Here is a 17,581-nt window from a genome sequence, read left to right as displayed (position 1 = left end):
TCACCACCTTGTCCAGCGGGTTTTCATGACGAATGAGGGCGGCCAGAAGGGCGGAGCGGTCCATGGGTGTGATCTCCGGGCCCGGCCTTACGCCGAGGCTTTGTTGCGAGCAGCGGCGGTGCCGGTGGCGGTGCTGGTGCGGGTATCAGTGTTCGGCAGGGGCATGGCGGGCAGGCCGGAGGTGAACAGGTCCACCACCATATCGGCGAACTGGCCGGGGCTGACGGGGCCGTCCTGCCGGAACCAGGTGTAGGTCCAGTTGAGCGCGCCCATGAACATCATGGCGACCGGCTTACGCATCTCGGTGCGGTCCTTGAGGTCGGGCCGGATTTCCACCAGCAGCGACAGGAAGATGTCCACCACCTGATTCTGCAGGGCGACGACCTCGCGGCGCTGCTCCTCGGGCAGGGAGGCGATCTCGTTCAGCAGCACCACATGCTTGGCGGTGGTGCTGACGTAGATCTCCATGAAGCTCTCGGCCAGACGGCGCAGGCGCTCGGTGGCGCTGCCGCCGGATCCGGCGATCTCCTGCGCGGTCTCCAGCAGAAGCTGGGTGTGATCGTGGAGGATGTCGAAGAGGATGGCCTCTTTGGACGAATAGTAGTGATAGAGCGCAGACTTGGACGTGCCGCACGCCTCGGCCAGATCGGAAATAGAGGCGCGGTGAAAGCCCATGCGCGCAAACAACTCGGCTGCGCGATCCGCGATGGTCTGGCGGCGGTCATCGTAGTCGGGCGCTTGAGTGCGAGCCATGAGTCCTAAGCCTGTCTGTCTAAACCGTTACACGTGCGTGCGTTATGGCCTCTGCAATCGAGGGTTTCAATCCAGCAGTCCACGAACCTCGGCCAGTAATGCACCATGAAACACTAAAACGGCAACGGGGCACGCAAGGGTGCCCCGTCTGGCGGATAAGCGTACCAGAGCCGCGACCGGATCGCATCAGAGCGCGGTCCTGTATTTGATTCCGGTCGCACTTTCTTAAGCACAGGGTGTGCCACCCTGCTCGAAAGCTGCTCCTGCACGGCGGCCGGGAAGGGGGGAGAGACCGGCCGCCGCACAGGGATGAGCCCGCAGCCTCAAGCATCAAAGCTGAGGACCACGCGCTCCGTCTTGGGGAAGGACTGGCAGGTGAGGACATAACCCGCCGCAACTTCCTCTTCCTCAAGGTTGTAGTTGACCGCCATTTCCACCTCGCCCTCCAGCACCTTGGCGCGGCAGGTGCAGCAGACGCCGCCCTTGCAGGCAAAGGGCACGGGCGCACCGGCCTCCAGCGCGCCATCCAGAATGGAGACGGTGCCGTTGTCCGGGAAGCTGACGGCCTGATCGTCGATGATGACGGTGACCTGCGCGCCCGCGGCCATGGCCGGGCGGATGACCGGCGTGCCGCAGGCGGCGTCCGGCGCGAGGAAGCGCTCGGTGAGGATGCGCTTCTTGTCCACGCCCGCCTTGCTGAGGGTTTCCTCCACCGTGTCGATCATGGCGTTGGGGCCGCAGATGAAGGCGGCATCGATGGAGGCCGGGTCAACCAGGTGCTTGAGGACCGCCTGCACCTTTTCCGCATCGATGCGGCCGTTGAACAGCGGAATGTCCGACTGGCCCTGGCTCAGCACGTGCAGGATCTCGAGGCGGCCCATGTAGCGGTCCTTCAGCTGGGCCAGCTCTTCCATGAACATGATGCTGCCCGGCGTGCGGTTGCCGTAGACCAGCAGGAAACGGCTCTTGGGCTCGCGCGCCAGCACGGTCTTGACGATGGAGAGCACCGGCGTGATGCCGCTGCCCGCCACGAAGGCGACGTAGGAGCGGGCGGCCTCGGGGTCGATCTCGACCGAGAAGCGGCCCGTCGGCGGATAGACCTCGATGGTGTCGCCCGGCTTCAGGCCTTCGTTGGCGTGGCCGGAGAAGACGCCCTCCGGGATCTTCTTGACGGCGATGCGCAGCATGCCTTCGTCCGTGCCGGAGCAGATGGAATAGGAGCGGCGCACTTCCTGCCCGCCGATCTCGGTTTTCAGCGTGAGGTGCTGGCCGGGCGTGTACTGGAACAGGGACGCCAGATCCTGCGGCACGTCAAAACGGATGGAGACGGCCTCGGGCGTTTCCCGTTTGACCTCGGCGACACGCAGGGGATGGAACTGACGCATGGCGGATAACTCCGATTATCTCTTGGTGCCGCTTAGTGGCACTTGAAGGCTTCAAACGGCTCCAGGCACGACCGGCAGCGATGCAGCGCCTTGCACGGGGTGGAGCTGAACTGGCTGACCCGCTCGGTATCGTGGCTGCCGCAGCGGGGGCAGGCGATTTCCGTGGATTCCCCCAGAAGCGCGCGCTTGGACGTGAAGCCCGGCGGCGGGGCGATGCCGTATTCCCGCAGCTTGCGGCGGCCGTCCTCGCTGATCCAGTCGGTCGTCCACGGCGGGGTGATTTCCTGCACGATCTCGGCGTCGCTGAAACCGGCGGTCTCAAGCGCGGTCCGGATCATGAAGGTAATGACGTCGGTGGCGGGGCAGCCGGTGTAGGTGGGGGTGATGACCACCCGCACAGGCCCATTCTTTCCGTTCGGCCCCGCTTCCACCCCCGCGGTCTCGACCCGGCGGACGATGCCGAGATCGACGATGGTGACCGCTGGAATTTCCGGATCGTTCACCTCGGCCAGCACGTCCCAGATCGCCTGCTCGGTCGCAGTCGGTTCGGTTTTGCTGGTGGCCGGGGTGAGGGTCATGGTCATTACCACTTGGCTCCGGGGTAGGCGCGCTGGAGGTACTGCATCTCGGTCAGGATGTAGCCGAGGTGCTCGGTATGGTGGCCCTTGCGGCCGCCCAGAACCGGGCGGTGCGGCGGGGGAGTCTCCAGACCGGCCTCGCGCAGCGTGTCCTCGATACGCTCCTGCCAGATCGGGCGGAGAAGCGCGGCATCCGGCGCGACGCCGGCGGCGATCAGGCGGTTCTCCAGGTCATCGCTCTCGAACAGCTCGGCGGTGAAGCGCGACAGCGAGACCAGACCCTCCTGCATGCGGCGCTTCGATTCCTCGGTGCCATCGCCCAGACGCAGCACCCATTCGGTGGCGAAGCGGACGTGGTACTCGATCTCCGGCAGCGCCTTGCGGGCGATGGCGGCCAGTTGCTCGTCGGAAGAGGTGGCCAGCTGCTGGAAATAGAGCTGCTGGAACACCGAGAAGTAGAACTGACGGGCGATGGTGACCGCCCAGTCGCCGTTCGGCTGCTCGACCAGCAGGAAATTGCGGTAGTCCAGCACGTCGCGCAGGTAGGCGAGCTGGTCCTCGTCCCGGCCCTGGCCGCCTGTTATCTGGCCCTCAATCTCACCGGCATAGGTGAGGAACAGGCGGGCCTGACCGATCAGGTCCAGCCCGAGGTTGCTCATCGCCATGTCCAGTTCCATCTCCGGCGCGTGGCCGCACCACTCGGAGAGGCGGTGGCCGAGCACCAGCGAGGTATCGCCAAGGCGCAGGGCGTACTCGAACAGGTCGTTCTTATCGACAGTTGTCATCGACACGTCCTCTCCCGGCCTCAGATGTACTTCACGTTGGACGGGATGTCGTAGAAGGTCGGGTGGCGGTAGATCTTGTCCTTGGCAGGCTCGAACAGCGCCTCGGCCTCGGACGGATCAGACGCCACGATCTGTGCCGACGGTACCACCCAGAGGCTCACGCCTTCCTGACGGCGGGTGTAGAGATCACGGGCGTTTTCCAGCGCCATCTGCGCGTCCGCCGCGTGCACCGAACCTGCATGCCTGTGGGCCAGACCGTTCTTGGAACGGATGAACACTTCCCACAGCGGCCATTCTTGCTTCATTGCTTTTTCCTCAAACTTTACGCGGCGTTATGCGGCTGCTGCCTTGCGGCGGGCGGCGGCTTTCCCGGCGTAGGCGCTGGCGGCCTCACGAACCCATGCGCCGTCGTCCCAGGCCTTGCGGCGGGCGGCCATGCGTTCCTTCGCCACCGGGCCTTCGCCGCGCACGACGGCAAAAAACTCTTCCCAGTCGATGGGGCCGAAATCGTAGCCCTGCTTTTCCTCGTTCCACTTCAGGTCGGCATCGGGAACGGTGAGGCCGATGGCCTCCGCCTGCGGCACGGTGATGTCCACGAACTTCTGGCGCAGCTCGTCATTGGAGTTGCGCTTGATGCGCCACGCCATGGACTGGGCCGAGTTGGGCGAGTTGTCATCCGGCGGGCCGAACATCATCAGCGACGGCCACCACCAGCGGTTCAGCGCGTCCTGCGCCATGCGACGCTGGGCTTCGGTGCCCTTCATCAGCTCGCACATGATCTCGTAGCCCTGGCGCTGGTGGAAGCTCTCTTCCTTGCAGATGCGCACCATGGCGCGGGCGTAGGGGCCATAGGAGCAGCGCTGCAGCGGGATCTGGTTCATGATCGCCGCGCCGTCCACCAGCCAGCCGATGGCGCCGATGTCCGCCCAGGTGAGGGTGGGGTAGTTGAAGATGGTGGAATACTTGGCCTTGCCCGAGAGCAGGTTCTGCACCAGCTCATCGCGCGAGACGCCCAGCGTCTCGGCGGCGCTGTAGAGGTAAAGACCGTGACCGGCCTCGTCCTGCACCTTGGCGAGCAGGATCAGCTTGCGGCGCAGCGTCGGCGCGCGGGTGATCCAGTTGCCCTCCGGCAGCATGCCGACGATTTCCGAGTGGGCGTGCTGGGACATCTGGCGGATCAGCGTCTTGCGGTACGCCTCCGGCATCCAGTCCTTCGGCTCGATGAAGTCATCGGCGGCCACGCGGGCCTCGAACGCGGCCAGACGCTCGGCGTCTTCCGGACGGACGGCGCTTTCCGCCTTCCTGGACGGATCCGTCTGCTGGGGGGTCTTGTCGAGTTCGGTCGTATACACGGGCCGGTCTCCTGATCTCTATTCCCGGAAACTATAAAATAAGCCGAATGGTCGGTCAATTAATTAAGCGAACCGTTTCCCACCCGCACCCAAATGGAAGACGCAGGCACCTTCGGCCGGGGCCGAACTGCCTGCGTCATGGAGCTTCAATAATTAAATCAGCTGGCTGCGGGCAGGTTCCGGTAATCGAACACGCGCTTGGCCTTGCCTTCGCTGCGCTCGATGGAGCCCGCCGGCACCGGCTTCACCATGCAGGAAATGCCGATGACCCGCTTGATGTGGGCGCAAAGCTGGCGCGCGGCCTTCTCCGCCGTGTCCGTCTCCACGCCTGCCTTGCCCTCGACGATGACGGTGAGCGAGTCGAGGCGGCCGTCGCGGCGGATTTCCAGCCGGTAATGCGGCGCCAGCGGCGCTTCCTTCAGCAGCAACTCCTCGATCTGCGATGGGAACACGTTCACGCCGCGAATGATCATCATGTCGTCCGTGCGGCCGCTGATGCGCTCGAACCGGCGCATGGAGCGGGCGGTGCCCGGCAGCAGGCGGGTGAGGTCGCGCGTGCGGTAGCGCAGCACCGGGAAGGCTTCCTTGGTAAGCGAGGTGAACACCAGTTCGCCCAGCGCGCCTTCCGGCAGCACTTCGCCAGTGTAGGGGTCGATGATCTCGGGGTAGAAGTGGTCTTCCCAGATCGTCGGGCCGTCCTTGGTCTCGGCGCACTCCATGGCGACGCCCGGCCCCATGACTTCCGACAGGCCGTAGATGTCCACCGCGTCGATGCCGAAGGTCTCCTCGATCTCGCGGCGCATCTCGTCGGTCCACGGCTCCGCGCCATGCACGCCGATCTTCAGCGAGGAGTCGCGCGGGTCGAGGCCCTGACGGCGGAACTCGTCGGCGATCGCCAGCATGTAGGAGGGCGTGACCATGATGATGCGGGGCTTGAAGTCCTGAATCAGCTGCACCTGCTTCTCGGTGGCGCCGCCCGACATGGGGACGACGCAGCAGCCCAGGCGCTCCGCGCCGTAGTGCGCGCCGAGGCCGCCGGTGAACAGGCCGTAGCCGTAGGCGATGTGCGCCGTGTCACCGGGGCGGCCGCCCGCCGCATAGAGGGAGCGGGCAATGAGGTTGGCCCAGGTGTCGATGTCGTTCTGGGTGTAGCCGACAACGGTCGGCTTGCCGGTGGTGCCGCTGGAGGCATGGATGCGCACCACCTTCTCCTTCGGCACGGCGAACAGGCCGAAGGGATAGTTGTCGCGCAGGTCCGCCTTGGTGGTGAAGGGCAGGAGGCGAATGTCTTCCAGCGACCTGATGTCGTCAGGGTGCACGCCCTTCGCATCCAGCTTCTGCCGGTAGAAGGCCACGTTTTCATAAGAGTGGTGCACGCTCCACTTCAACCGCTCCAGCTGGAGTGCCGCGATTTCGTCGCGGCTTGCGGTTTCGATGGGATCAAGTCCAGTGGCGGTTTTGTGGTCAGCCATAGTGTTGCGTCTTCCCCGTGGTATTTCGTTGTTGGCGTTTGGCCCCCGGGTTCTTGTCCCTCAAACGCGTTCGATGATGGCGGCGATGCCCTGTCCGACGCCGATGCACATGGTGCACAGCGCATAGCGACCGCCCGTGCGCTGCAACTCCTCGCTCGCGGTGATGAGCAGGCGTGCGCCTGACATGCCGAGCGGATGACCGAGTGCAATGGCCCCGCCATTGGGGTTCACGCGCGGATCGTCATCGGCAATTCCAAGATCGCGCAGCACGGCAAGGCCCTGCGCGGCAAAGGCTTCGTTCAGCTCGATCACGTCCATCTGGTCGAGCGTCAGCCCGGCAAGCTGGAGCACCTTGCGGGTGGCCGGAGCCGGACCCATGCCCATGATGCGCGGCTCGACACCGGCCGCTGCACCGGCAACGATGCGGGCGCGGGGCGTCAGGCCGTGGGCGCGGGCGGCGTCTTCGGTCGCAAGGATCATGGCCGCAGCGCCGTCATTGACGCCGGAAGCGTTGCCAGCGGTGACGGTGCCACCTTCCTCGCGGAAGGGCGTACCGAGTTTGGCCAGCGTCTCGACCGTGGTGCCGGCGCGGGGGTGCTCGTCCTTGTCCACCACGGTGACCGCACCCTTGCGGCCGGCAATGGTGACGGGCGTGATTTCAGCGGCAAGGCGGCCGTTTTCCTGCGCGGCCACCGCCTTTTCCTGCGAGCGGACGGCGAACGCGTCCTGGTCCTCGCGGGAGATGCCGAACTGCTCGGCCACGTTCTCGGCGGTCTCGGGCATGGAATCGATGCCGTACTGCGCCTTCAGGAGCGGGTTGACGAAGCGCCAGCCGATGGTGGTGTCATAGATTTCCGCTTTGCGGGAGAAGGGCGAGTCGGCCTTCGGCATGACGAACGGCGCGCGGCTCATGCTCTCCACGCCGCCCGCGATGGCGAGCTGGCCTTCGCCGGTGCGCAGCAGGCGGGCGGCGTAGAGCGCTGCGTCCATGCCAGACCCGCACAGTCGGTTGATGGTGGTGCCGGGGACTTCCTGCGGCAGGCCTGCCAGCAGCGTTGCCATGCGGGCAACGTTGCGGTTGTCTTCGCCGGCCTGATTGGCGGAGCCGAGGATGATGTCATCGATGGCGGACCAGTCCGCCTTGGGGTTGCGCTCCATCAGCGCTTTCAGGGGGATGGCGGCGAGATCGTCTGCACGCACCGAAGACAGAGCGCCGCCGAAGCGGCCGATGGGCGTGCGGATGCCGTCACAAATGAACGCATTGGGTATCACGCGGTAACTCCTTTGGCGGGTGCTGCTCCGGCCTCGACGGTCATGGTTTCAATGACGGTGCCGTCGATACGGCGGGAGAGACCCTGGAAGGTGGCGACGACGGCGTCGGTCTCGTCAGCAATGGTGACATCATAGACGCCGGAGCGGCCGGCATGGGCCTGACGGCGGGCTTCAGCGGTCAGCCGTTGTCCGGGCAGGACGGGTTTCAGGAACGAGATGGCGCAATGCTGCGCCACGGTGCGCTGGTTTCCGGAGTTGCAGGCAAAGGCGAAGGCCGAATCCGCCAGTACGAACATGAAGCCGCCATGGCAGGTGCCGTGGCCGTTCAGCATGTCTGACCGCACGGTCATGCTGACGCGGGCCCAGCCGTCGCCGCAGGCGTCAACGACCATGCCCATGGCGCGCGAAGCGTTGTCTTCGCTGAACATTTTCGCCGTGACGCGCTGCGCCAGATCATCAGCTTCGGTTAACCGCACTCTACCACTCCCCAGCCAGCCTATGCGTTTTGACATGCAAAGGCTCTTGCCGTTAATAATCCGAACGGCCATACTATTAATCGAGATTGCGGTCCTGTCTAGTGGTCAGCGACAAGTTGGGAAGTCTGGTCGGGGCTGGCAGACGCCGCATTTGAAGACGCCAGGAGGGCGATGTGACCACGTTTTCGACCATCCAGTACGAGTGCACGGACGGCATTGCCCGCTTGACGCTGAACCGCCCGGAGAAGCTGAACAGCTTCAACGTGACCATGCATGCCGAGGTGCAGCAGGCGCTCGGGCTGGTCGAGGCTGACAAGACCGCGCGGGTACTGGTGATTACCGGTGCCGGGCGCGGCTTCTGCGCCGGACAGGACCTGGACGACCGGGCGGTGAAGCCGGACAGCCCGGCGGTGGATCTGGGCGAGAGTATCGAGACCTACTACAACCCGCTGATCCGCCGCATCACGGCGCTGAAACTGCCGGTGATCGGCGCGGTGAACGGCGTTGCCGCCGGTGCGGGCGCGAACATCGCGCTGGCCTGCGATATCGTGATCGCCTCCAAGGCTGCCAAGTTCGTGCAGGCCTTCTGCAAGCTCGGGCTGGTCCCCGACTCGGGCGGAACCTGGAGCCTGCCGCGGGCGGTGGGACAGGCGCGGGCGCTGGGCCTTGCCCTGCTCGGCACGCCGATCGACGCCGCGACCGCCGAACAGTGGGGCATGATCTGGAAGGCGGTGGAGCCGGACGCGTTCGAGACGGAAGTGGAAACGCTGGCCCGTCACTTCGCCACCCAGCCGACCAAGGGCCTCGCTTTCATCAAGCAGGCGATCCGTGCCGCCGCCAACAGCACGCTGGACCAGCAGCTGGACCTTGAGCGCGACCTGCAGCGCGAAGCCGGACGCAGCGCCGATTACCGCGAGGGCGTGAGCGCCTTCCTCGAGAAGCGCGCCCCGAATTTCACCGGCGCGTGAACCGCCGGGCAACGAGACATTCCCCGACGAGACCGGGACAGAAGGAGAGTTGGCAAATGAAGCTGATGAGCTTTGCCGAAGGCCGCTGGATTGAGCCGCAGGGCCGTCTGACGGAAATTTTCAGTGCGGTCGACGGCGCGCCGGTGGGCGTATGCTCCAGCGCGGGCGTCGATTTTGCAGGCATGGCCCGGTACGCCCGCGAAGTGGGCGGCCCGGCCCTGCGCAGCATGACCTTTACCGAGCGCGCCGAGATTTTGAAGCAGCTCGGCCTGTACCTGATGGAGCGCAAGGAAGAGCTTTACGCGCTCTCCTACAGGACCGGCGCGACCAGGAAGGACGGCTGGGTGGACATCGAGGGCGGCATCGGTACCCTGTTCGCCTATGCCTCGCGTGGCAAGCGCGAGCTGCCGAACGAGCGCCACCTGATCGACGGCGAGGTTGAGCCGCTGTCCAAGGGCGGCACGTTCGTGGGCCTGCACGTTCTAACCCCGCTAAAGGGCGTAGCGGTGCATATCAACGCCTTCAACTTCCCGTGCTGGGGCCTGCTCGAGAAGTTCGCGCCGACCTTCCTTGCGGGTGTTCCCGTCATCACCAAGCCCGCGACCGCAACCGCCTATCTGGCGGAAAAGCTGGTGCGCATGATGATCGAGTCGGGCCTGCTGCCGGAGGGTAGCCTTCAGATCATCGTCGGCTCGACCGGCGACCTGCTCGACCACCTGACACTGCAGGACGTGGTGTCGTTCACCGGCTCGCTCGAGACCTCGATCAAACTGCAGGCGAATCCGAACATTCTGCGCAACGCGGTAAAGTTCATTGCCGAGCGCGACTCGCTCAACGCCTCCATTCTGGGCCCGGACGCCGGACCGGACACGCCGGAGTTCGATCTCTACGTGAAGGAAGTTCAGCGCGAGATGACCACCAAGGCGGGCCAGAAGTGCACCGCCATCCGCCGCGCCATTGTGCCGCGCAAGTACGCCGATGCGGTGGCGGAGGCGCTGAAGGCGCGGCTGGCCAGGGTCGTCGTCGGCAACCCGGAGGCCGAGGGCGTAACCATGGGTGCACTCGCCAGCCACGACCAGCGACAGGACGTGCTGACCAAGATCAAGCTGCTCAGCACCGAGGCTGAAGTGGTGTTCGGCGATCCCGACAACTTCGAGGTTGTGGGCGCGGACAAGGAAAAGGGCGCGTTCCTGCCGCCGGTGCTGCTGCGCTGCGATGATCCGTGGAAGGCCAGCCACGTGCATGACGTGGAACCGTTCGGCCCCGTCGCCACCATCGTGCCCTATGACACGTTGGAGGAGGCCGTGCGTCTCGCCAACCGGGGCGAGGGCAGCCTTGTGGCGTCCGTCTTCACCTATGATCCCGCCGTTGCGGACGAGCTGCTGTTCGGTACCGCGGCCTTCCACGGCCGCCTCGTGTTCATCGACCGGGACTGCGCCAAGGAGTCGACCGGCCACGGCTCGCCGCTGCCCCACATGATTCACGGCGGTCCGGGTCGCGCGGGCGGCGGCGAGGAAATGGGGGGGCTGCGCGGCGTCAAGCATTACATGCAGCGCACCGCGCTACAGGGCTCCCCGGCACGGCTGGGCCAGCTGTCCCGCCAGTGGATCAGAGGCGGCGTGGAGATCAGCACTGGCGCGCATCCGTTCACCCGCCCGTTCGACGTGCTCCAGCTGGGCGAGACGCTGCACACCGCGCCGCGCACCGTGACGCTGGAGGATATCGAGCATTTCGCCAACTTCACGGGCGATACCTTCTACGCGCACATGGACGAAGCGGCGGCCGCCGCCAACCCGTTCTTCCCGGGCCGGGTGGCGCACGGCTACCTGCTGCTGTCCTTTGCTGCGGGCCTGTTCGTCGAGTCGGCACCGGGTCCGGTGCTGGCCAACTACGGCCTCGATTCCTTGCGCTTTATCAAGCCGGTCTCGCCGGGAGACACCATCAAGGTCCGCCTCACGGTGAAATCGAAGAAGGCGCGCAGGGAATACGGCGAAGTGCGCTGGGACGTGCAGATCACCAATCAGAACGACGAGCCGGTCGCCAACTATGACCTGCTGACCATGAACGCCTTCAGCGACGGGTTCCCGAACCCGCAAGGCTGAGGCCGCGTATCAAGCCTATTTGCAAGTTCAACAGTGCAGCCTGGCCGGGGTGGAAACACCCCGGCTTTTTGTTTTGATTAAATCATTAAGGGAAAAGTGTTTTTGCAAAGGGGCTTGCCCCTCTGCACTCCTATTCTTTTGATTGGGCCGTGCCTGATACAGACGCTGGTGCTTGCTGGATAAGGGACCATCGACTCGCGGCAGGCACGGCCGTGTTCTTCAAAATCCAGCATGCGCTACGGCTTCTAAAGCGTGCGGCTCGAAAACGAAGGGGAGGTGCAGGAGGGACAAGTCCCTCCTGCGAAAATCAAAAATCATCAAAGATCAAGGCACTCAAGGATCAGGACAGCGGCAGCCCGCCCGGGCGGCGCATGATCCACTGGTCGATGGCCTTGGGCGGCGTCAGGGGCCCGTCGATCTCGAAGCCGTATTTCCGGTAAAAGTTGATGGCGCGGTCGTTGTGCGCAACGACGTTCAGCCATTGCGGCTGGCTTGGGTCCAGCCACTCGATGCCGGTGCGCATGAGGGCGGCGCCGACGCCGAGGCCGTGATGGGATGGATGCACCATCATCCAGTCGATCTCGCGGTTGTCGGCGGCATGGCATGTGGAGATCAGGAAGCCGCCCAGTTTATCGTCGATGAAAGCGCCGACCAGCAGCTGGTGTTGGTTTTCCGCAGCCTTTGTGCAGGTTTCGGCGCTGATGTCGACGATGCGCCGGATAGCGGCAAGCTGCTCGGGCGTCAGGCCGTCACGATAATAGGTGGACTGGGTGGCGGCATCGGTCAGCGCAGCGATGTCATCCGCGCTGCAACGGCCCAGCGCGTCTGCGTCGAAATGAAGTTCGACCTTTCGGTTGCGGCCCTCGGTCATGTGGAATCTTCCCCCCGGTTGTTTCTTTTGAAAATGTCAGGGCAGCTGTGCCGGAATTCGCATTTAATTCAATATCATGACGCGATTAGCGGTGCGAAATGCACGATGCCCGCCAAGGCAGGCGGCAGGCGCGCGGAAACTGGAACTTCCCCTCCGGCTGGCGGTTGCTCCTGACAGGTGGAGGGCTGCCTCCCAAGGGCGGCCTCCTATCATCTGGTGTACTAAAGGGAGGCAAACATGCCGACAAATACAACTGGCGGAAGGCCGGACGCATCACGGACCACATCGTTGGGCGCTGGCGAGAAGGTGCTGGACGCAACCGATCTGTTGCAGCGGGATCACCGGCAGGTGGAAAGCTGGTTTCATGCCTGCGAGTCGCTGAGCGATGACCAGCAGAAAGCCGAGCTCGTCCAGAAGATCTGCATGGCGCTGAAGGTGCACACCCAGATCGAGGAGGAGATCTTCTACCCGCGCGCCCGCGCGGAAACCGGTGAGCAGGGCCTGATTGAAGAGGCCATCCAGGAACACGCCGAAGTGAAGCAGATGATTGCCGATATCGAGCAGCGGCAGAGCCAGGGACAGGACTGCACCGAGCAGCTGGAGGCGATGCGCCAGGCCGTGCAGCACCATGTTCAGGAAGAAGAGAACGAGATGTTCCCCAAGGTGCGCAGCTCCGACGTCGACCTGTTCGCTCTTGGCAGCGAACTGGCCACGCGCCGTTCGGAGCTGATGCAGCAGCTCTCGGCGTCCAAGACCCAGTCCAACCTGGGCCGGTCCGACGATTCGGGGCAGGGGCTCTGACGCGATGGCCGCACGCGATGATCGCTGGGGTGGGGGCGGACCCGCGTCGGGTTCGTCCCGCCCGCTCAATGCGGCGGGTGTCACCTTGGGATTCGCGCTGGGCGGTTTCTTCGACGGAATTCTGCTGCACCAGATTCTGCAGTGGCATCATCTGCTGAGCGGGCTGGACGGCCCCACCTGGCGGAGTCTTTCCGTGCAAGTGATGGCTGACGGGCTGTTTCATGCCCTGATGTATGTCATTGCGCTGGTGGGCTTGTGGCTGCTGTGGAAGGCGCGGCGCACTGCCGTGACCGTCAGCAACCGGCGTTTCCTTGGCATGTTCCTGACCGGATTCGGTCTGTGGCATGTTGTGGACGGCCTCATCTCCCACTGGCTGCTGGGGCTGCATCACATACGGATGGATGCCCAGTCCGTACTGGCGTGGGATTTGCTGTTCTTCGTGACGGGTGCATTGATTCTGGTGGCGGGCCTGATGCTGGCGCGCGTGGGACGTACTGGCGAGGGGCGGATGAACGGCGGCGGACCGGGTGCGGCCACAGGACGCAAAACAGCCGGCAAGTCCGTCGGCGGCAAGCCCATGGGCAGCAAATCCGGCGGACGGACCGCTTTCATGCTCGGCCTTGCCGTGATTCTGGCAGGTGCCTGGGCGCTGCGGCCCGCGCCGGGCGGGCTGGTAACTGCCGTATTCCCCGCTGACGCCGGGCCTGCGGCCGCGTTGCAGGCAACGGCCGCGCTGGACGGCCAGCTGGTCTGGCTCGACCCCAGCGGCAGCGTTGCAGTGCTGGCTCTGCCGGGCCGTTTGTCGACGAGCTGGCGGCTTTACGGCGCAGGCGCGCTGTTCGTCAGCGGCACCCTGTCGCCGCCGGGCTGCTTTGCCTGGGCAAAGCCAAGGGTTTCCGAAGCAGGCTCCGAAGTAAACCAGGCGCCGGTGCGCGCCTGATCACCAGAGCCGGAGCGAGAGTCGGAGGCGGCGGTTGCCCGCCGCTCCGTTTCTCATGTCCGTCCCTCTTTTAACCCCTGATGCCGGGCGGACCGGCTCAGGCGCGGCCGGTGCCGCAAGCCAGAAGCCCACGTTCAGTGGCGCGCAGCACGGCTTCATGCCGACTTTTCACATCCAGCTTCCGCATGATGTTCTTCAGGTGCCACTTCACGGTCTCCGGCGTCAGGCACAGCTGACGGGCGATGACCTTGTTCGAGCACCCGTCTGCAACGCCCTGGAGGACGTCCAGCTCGCGCGCCGTCAGATCCCGGATGCCGACCGGTGCGGGAGGCGATACGGGAACGGGTGGCAGGTGTCGGATTTCCATCGCAGGCACAAAGCGCTGCGGCAGAGTGGCGATGAGGGCCGGCGGCGTTGATGACGCCAACCCTGCGAAGCCGTTGTGGCCGCCCAGTGGGGCCGAACGGTTCAGGCTCATCGACGACTTAGACGCCATAAGCCCACGAATGACCATGCATTGCGGTTTCCTCCCCATAAATCTGTTTGTTCTTGTTCTTGCCTGCCTTCCCGGCGTTTGCCGGCAGGCAGGAGGCGACGGCTTATGCCGTTCTGTGTGCCTATGGTGTTCGGGGATTCAAAAAGACTCAAGGGGCGGAATTGAAAAACTGCGAGAAAAACGTCGTTGACCTCTGAAAAAGCAATGAAAAAACTTTCGACCAACAAGAGGCGGGGCGCTGACTGAATGCCAGCACCCCGCTTTTCTCCATGATCTGTCGTGTCAGGCGGCTTCCGGTGTCATGAACCGGGAAAGCCGCGGGGTTGCGCTGCGTCAGTGCGCGCTTTCTGCTCGGACTTCGCCAACTTGCATCGCCCGGAAGAACGGGATGAGCTGGTACAGGGAAGACAAGCCCACCAGTCCATAGACGATGTTCGTCAGAGTTGTGTCGTCGCCGAACAGCGCGGTGACCAGGTTGAAGTCAGCCAGGGCAATGAGGCCCCAGTTCAGTCCGCCGATGATCGCGAGAATCAGCGTGATGAGGTTAAGCGTTTTCATAAGCACCTCCACGTCCGACTCAGGGCAACGCCGGGTAAGGGGCGCGGTTCCAGCAATCTGGCGCTTTGCAACTCGTCGCATGCGGAACCGTGCGGGCGCGAAACCGTTGCTGAAACAACGGCGAAAAGCCGAAACGGCAAGGAGTGGACGATGGCAGCTACAGGAGCCAGAAAGTCTGGTGGGAGGGCCCGTTCCGGGGCGTCGCAGGGCAGCAAGCAGAGCCGGAGCGAATCCACATCGCAACGCGCGGCTGCTGGAGCTGGCGAGGCTTCGGACATGACGCCGACCGACGAGACATCGAGCCGTCGGGGGCAGACCCGCGCCCGCAGCGGCAGCAAGAGCGCCTCGGCATCACGCACAGGCACATCCGGATCGGCCGGCAGATCGGCCGGAGGCCGCTCCGCCGGGAGCCAGGCAGCCGACACCCAGTCCGGCAGCAAGAGCGGCGGTGCACGGGGTGGCCGCACGGCTGCTTCCAAATCGGCCGGCAAGTCTACTGGCAAGTCTGCCAGCGGATCGTCCGGCACGAAATCATCGGCTCGCCAGCGCGCGGCTTCAAGCGCTGGCGTTTCCAAGTCCGCCTCTGGCGCGGCGGCTTCCCGATCGGCGTCTTCGGGCGCGAAAACGGGCGCGGCACGTGGCCGCCCCGCCGGTGGGGCAAAGGCCAAGGGCGGCGGCAAGGATGCGGTGGCCTTCCTGAAACAGGACCACCGGACCGTGGAGCAGCTGTTCTCCCAGTTCGAGGAGGCCAGCGACGGCCGCACCCGCGCCAGCATCATGCGCAAGATTGCGCAGGCACTCACCGTTCATGCACAGATCGAGGAGGAGTTGTTCTACCCGGCGGCGCGGCAGGAAATGGGCGACCACGACCTGCTGAACGAGGCGCAGGTGGAGCATGATTCGGTAAAGAAGCTGATCGCCGAGATCGAATCGATGCGCCCGTCCGAGCAGCTGTACAAGGCCAAGGTCACGGTGCTTCAGGAGTACGTGAAGCATCACGTGAAGGAAGAAGAGCGCGAGCTGTTCCCCGAGGTGAAGAAGACCAGCCTCGATCTCGAGGCGATGGGCGAGGAATTGGCCGCCCGCCATCAGCAGCTGATGCGGGGCGGTGCCGGTGCGGCACGTGGTGCTGGAGCCGGTGCAGGTGCAGGGCGTGGGCGGGGCCGTGGCGGTCGCACCACGGCCGAGACCGGCCTGCAGATGCGCGGCTGATCGGCCTTTGAGCCGCAGCTGATCCGCCGGTCTGGCGGAGACGCAAAACGAAACGGGCGGCCCGCAAGGGCCGCCCGCTCTTATTTGTGGGCTTGTCCTGAGAGCCTAGCCAGCGGCGTCGCTCTTGGAGGCTTCCTTCCTGAGGCGGGCACGGCGCGCCAGAATGTTCAGCGTCTCCACGCCGGCCGAGAAGGCCATGGCGGCGTAGACGTAGCCCTTCGGCACGTGCGCGCCGAAACCTTCCGCGATCAGCGTGGTGCCGATGAGCAGGAGGAAGCCGAGCGCCAGCATGACCACCGTCGGGTTGGCGGCGATGAAGTTGGACAGCGGCGTTGCCGCAATGAGCATGACCGCCACGGCCGTGATGACGGCAATGAACATGATGGCGAGGTTATCCGTCATGCCGACGGCGGTGATGATGCTGTCGATGGAGAACACCAGGTCCAGCAGCAGGATCTGTGTGATGGCGGAGCCGAAGGTGACGACGGCCCGGCTGGTGTCGAACACGCCCTCGTCCGGCGTCGGGTCCACGCTGTGGTGGATTTCCTTGGTGGCCTTCCAGACCAGGAACAGACCGCCCGCGATCAGGATCAGATCGCGCCACGAGAATGCATGGTCGAAAACCGTGAAGATGGGCTGGGTAAGCTGCACGATGAAGGCAACCGTGCTGAGCAGCACCAGACGCAGCACCAGCGCCAGCGTGATGCCGATCTGCCGGGCTTTGACCCGCTGATGCTCGGGCAGCTTGTTGGACAGGATGGAAATGAAGATCAGGTTGTCGATGCCGAGCACGACTTCCATAACGATGAGTGTCGCGAGCGCGGCCCACGCTGTGGGATCTGAGGCAATCGCGGCGAGATGCTCCATGACCGGAGAGTCCTTTGGTTGGAAACGGATACAAGAGTTTTAGCAAGGCTTTGGCCGGAGAGAAGGGGCAGACTTCTAAAAATCGCGCGGGGTACCATCCGCTTGCCCGCCGGAGCCGCAGGGTTGCCTGAAGCGTTTGCCAGGCAGAGTAACGATAGAGCGAGGCTGGCAAATGCGCTTGAAGTTCACAGACATGGGACGGTCGGCATCAAGACTGGTGAGCGCCGCGTTGCTGGCGGCCTGTATGGCCGGAGTCGGCACGGCCTCAGGAGGCGTGCAGGGGAATGACCTCGACTACAAACAGACCGAGGAGCGCCGGGAGCGGCAGGATTTCGAGTACGGCTGGGTCGGCATTCTGGGCCTGGCGGGCCTGCTCGGCGCGCGCAAGATGCGCCGCACCGCCCGCCACATGCCCTGAGATACATCCTTTTGAAACGGGTAAGCGCCGGGCGGGCGGAGCCGGTCCGGCGCTTGAGCCATATGTCAGGTCCGGTTACGGCCGGGCATGCCTGCGCCGACGATGGGCGAGGGCGAGCGGCAGAACGCCGGTCAGGAACAGGGCATAGGTGCCAGGCTCGGGCACCTGCTGGAAAGGCCTCAGCGCGCCGAACAGTCCGTGCAGTTCATCGGTCAGGCCCGCAGCGAAATAGAGCGCATCGGGATCGCCCCCTAGCCCGCCGTTGCCGAACAGAA

Annotated in this window: 20 protein-coding genes; 6 read left to right on the top strand and 14 right to left on the bottom strand. The window is 64.7% G+C overall.

The genetic code is table 11. The features are described from left to right. Window positions 1-87: 87 nt before the first annotated feature. The 9 genes from VIG90_RS09985 to paaI all read right to left on the bottom strand — a co-directional run bounded on the left by VIG90_RS09985 (window position 88) and on the right by paaI (window position 8,073). Entirely contained in the window at window positions 88-753 is a 666-nt protein-coding gene (locus VIG90_RS09985) for a TetR/AcrR family transcriptional regulator (RefSeq protein WP_331593359.1), read from the bottom strand. A 323-nt stretch (window positions 754-1,076) separates the two neighbouring features. Then, a complete protein-coding gene (gene paaE, locus VIG90_RS09980) occupies window positions 1,077-2,138 on the bottom strand; it encodes a 1,2-phenylacetyl-CoA epoxidase subunit PaaE (protein ID WP_331593358.1) in 1,062 nt (353 codons plus the stop codon). Between the two features lie 32 nt (window positions 2,139-2,170). Beyond that, the gene (gene paaD / locus VIG90_RS09975; RefSeq protein WP_331593357.1) at window positions 2,171-2,722 is read right to left on the bottom strand and encodes a 1,2-phenylacetyl-CoA epoxidase subunit PaaD; all 552 of its coding nucleotides are present in this window, start codon (window positions 2,720-2,722) and stop codon (window positions 2,171-2,173) included. Next, the gene (paaC, locus tag VIG90_RS09970) at window positions 2,722-3,501 is read right to left on the bottom strand and encodes a 1,2-phenylacetyl-CoA epoxidase subunit PaaC (protein WP_331593356.1); all 780 of its coding nucleotides are present in this window, start codon (window positions 3,499-3,501) and stop codon (window positions 2,722-2,724) included. Before paaC ends, paaD begins: the two co-directional genes overlap by 1 nt. 20 nt (window positions 3,502-3,521) lie before the next feature. After that, window positions 3,522-3,806, bottom strand: coding sequence for a 1,2-phenylacetyl-CoA epoxidase subunit PaaB (paaB, locus tag VIG90_RS09965; protein ID WP_331593355.1), 285 nt, complete (start codon window positions 3,804-3,806; stop codon window positions 3,522-3,524). A 27-nt stretch (window positions 3,807-3,833) separates the two neighbouring features. Further along, entirely contained in the window at window positions 3,834-4,853 is a 1,020-nt protein-coding gene (paaA, locus tag VIG90_RS09960) for a 1,2-phenylacetyl-CoA epoxidase subunit PaaA (protein WP_331593354.1), read from the bottom strand. Window positions 4,854-5,011: 158 nt separating this feature from the next. After that, on the bottom strand, window positions 5,012-6,325 hold the full coding sequence (paaK, locus tag VIG90_RS09955) for a phenylacetate--CoA ligase PaaK (protein ID WP_331593353.1): 1,314 nt from the start codon (window positions 6,323-6,325) through the stop codon (window positions 5,012-5,014). A gap of 60 nt (window positions 6,326-6,385) precedes the next feature. Continuing rightward, window positions 6,386-7,594: a 3-oxoadipyl-CoA thiolase gene (gene pcaF / locus VIG90_RS09950; protein ID WP_331593360.1), complete on the bottom strand. Its 1,209-nt coding sequence runs from the start codon at window positions 7,592-7,594 to the stop codon at window positions 6,386-6,388. Next, window positions 7,594-8,073 (bottom strand): hydroxyphenylacetyl-CoA thioesterase PaaI, encoded by a 480-nt coding sequence (paaI, locus tag VIG90_RS09945; protein ID WP_331593352.1) that lies wholly within the window; start codon window positions 8,071-8,073, stop codon window positions 7,594-7,596. Before paaI ends, pcaF begins: the two co-directional genes overlap by 1 nt. A gap of 173 nt (window positions 8,074-8,246) precedes the next feature. Between paaI and paaG the strand changes: the two genes are divergently transcribed. Beyond that, window positions 8,247-9,041, top strand: coding sequence for a 2-(1,2-epoxy-1,2-dihydrophenyl)acetyl-CoA isomerase PaaG (gene paaG / locus VIG90_RS09940; RefSeq protein ID WP_331593351.1), 795 nt, complete (start codon window positions 8,247-8,249; stop codon window positions 9,039-9,041). 56 nt (window positions 9,042-9,097) lie between these two features. Further along, window positions 9,098-11,143 carry a phenylacetic acid degradation bifunctional protein PaaZ gene (paaZ, locus tag VIG90_RS09935; protein WP_331593350.1) on the top strand — a complete coding sequence of 682 codons (2,046 nt, stop codon included), beginning with the start codon at window positions 9,098-9,100 and terminating at the stop codon, window positions 11,141-11,143. Between the two features lie 340 nt (window positions 11,144-11,483). On the opposite strand, the gene VIG90_RS09930 is transcribed toward paaZ, so the two are convergent. Continuing rightward, a complete protein-coding gene (locus tag VIG90_RS09930) occupies window positions 11,484-12,014 on the bottom strand; it encodes a GNAT family N-acetyltransferase (protein WP_331593349.1) in 531 nt (176 codons plus the stop codon). 237 nt (window positions 12,015-12,251) lie between these two features. On the opposite strand from VIG90_RS09930, the gene VIG90_RS09925 reads away from it, so the two are divergent. Further along, on the top strand, window positions 12,252-12,815 hold the full coding sequence (locus VIG90_RS09925) for a hemerythrin domain-containing protein (protein ID WP_331593348.1): 564 nt from the start codon (window positions 12,252-12,254) through the stop codon (window positions 12,813-12,815). 4 nt (window positions 12,816-12,819) lie between these two features. Further along, the gene (locus VIG90_RS09920; protein WP_331593347.1) at window positions 12,820-13,755 is read left to right on the top strand and encodes a DUF2243 domain-containing protein; all 936 of its coding nucleotides are present in this window, start codon (window positions 12,820-12,822) and stop codon (window positions 13,753-13,755) included. A gap of 97 nt (window positions 13,756-13,852) precedes the next feature. On the opposite strand, the gene VIG90_RS09915 is transcribed toward VIG90_RS09920, so the two are convergent. Together VIG90_RS09915 and VIG90_RS09910 are read right to left on the bottom strand one after the other, a co-directional pair. After that, window positions 13,853-14,269 carry a response regulator transcription factor gene (locus VIG90_RS09915; protein ID WP_331593346.1) on the bottom strand — a complete coding sequence of 139 codons (417 nt, stop codon included), beginning with the start codon at window positions 14,267-14,269 and terminating at the stop codon, window positions 13,853-13,855. A gap of 315 nt (window positions 14,270-14,584) precedes the next feature. Further along, complete coding sequence (locus VIG90_RS09910) at window positions 14,585-14,809, bottom strand: DUF378 domain-containing protein (protein ID WP_331593345.1); 225 nt, start codon at window positions 14,807-14,809, stop codon at window positions 14,585-14,587. A 276-nt stretch (window positions 14,810-15,085) separates the two neighbouring features. Between VIG90_RS09910 and VIG90_RS09905 the strand changes: the two genes are divergently transcribed. Further along, a complete protein-coding gene (locus tag VIG90_RS09905) occupies window positions 15,086-16,021 on the top strand; it encodes a hemerythrin domain-containing protein (protein ID WP_331593344.1) in 936 nt (311 codons plus the stop codon). Between the two features lie 105 nt (window positions 16,022-16,126). On the opposite strand, the gene VIG90_RS09900 is transcribed toward VIG90_RS09905, so the two are convergent. Then, window positions 16,127-16,888 (bottom strand): TerC family protein, encoded by a 762-nt coding sequence (locus VIG90_RS09900; protein WP_331593343.1) that lies wholly within the window; start codon window positions 16,886-16,888, stop codon window positions 16,127-16,129. 172 nt (window positions 16,889-17,060) lie between these two features. Between VIG90_RS09900 and VIG90_RS09895 the strand changes: the two genes are divergently transcribed. After that, the gene (locus VIG90_RS09895; protein WP_331593342.1) at window positions 17,061-17,306 is read left to right on the top strand and encodes a WGxxGxxG family protein; all 246 of its coding nucleotides are present in this window, start codon (window positions 17,061-17,063) and stop codon (window positions 17,304-17,306) included. Between the two features lie 75 nt (window positions 17,307-17,381). On the opposite strand, the gene VIG90_RS09890 is transcribed toward VIG90_RS09895, so the two are convergent. Beyond that, window positions 17,382-17,581, bottom strand: a 200-nt coding sequence (locus tag VIG90_RS09890; protein ID WP_331593341.1) for a PEP-CTERM sorting domain-containing protein, incomplete at its 5' end; no start/stop codon positions are given.

Origin of the sequence: Pedomonas sp., from assembly GCF_036515995.1 — a bacterium.
Taxonomy (GTDB): Bacteria; Pseudomonadota; Alphaproteobacteria; order Sphingomonadales; family Sphingomonadaceae; genus Pedomonas.
Note: the sequence above shows the minus strand (reverse complement) of the source record. Positions and strands in the feature narration are given on the sequence as shown.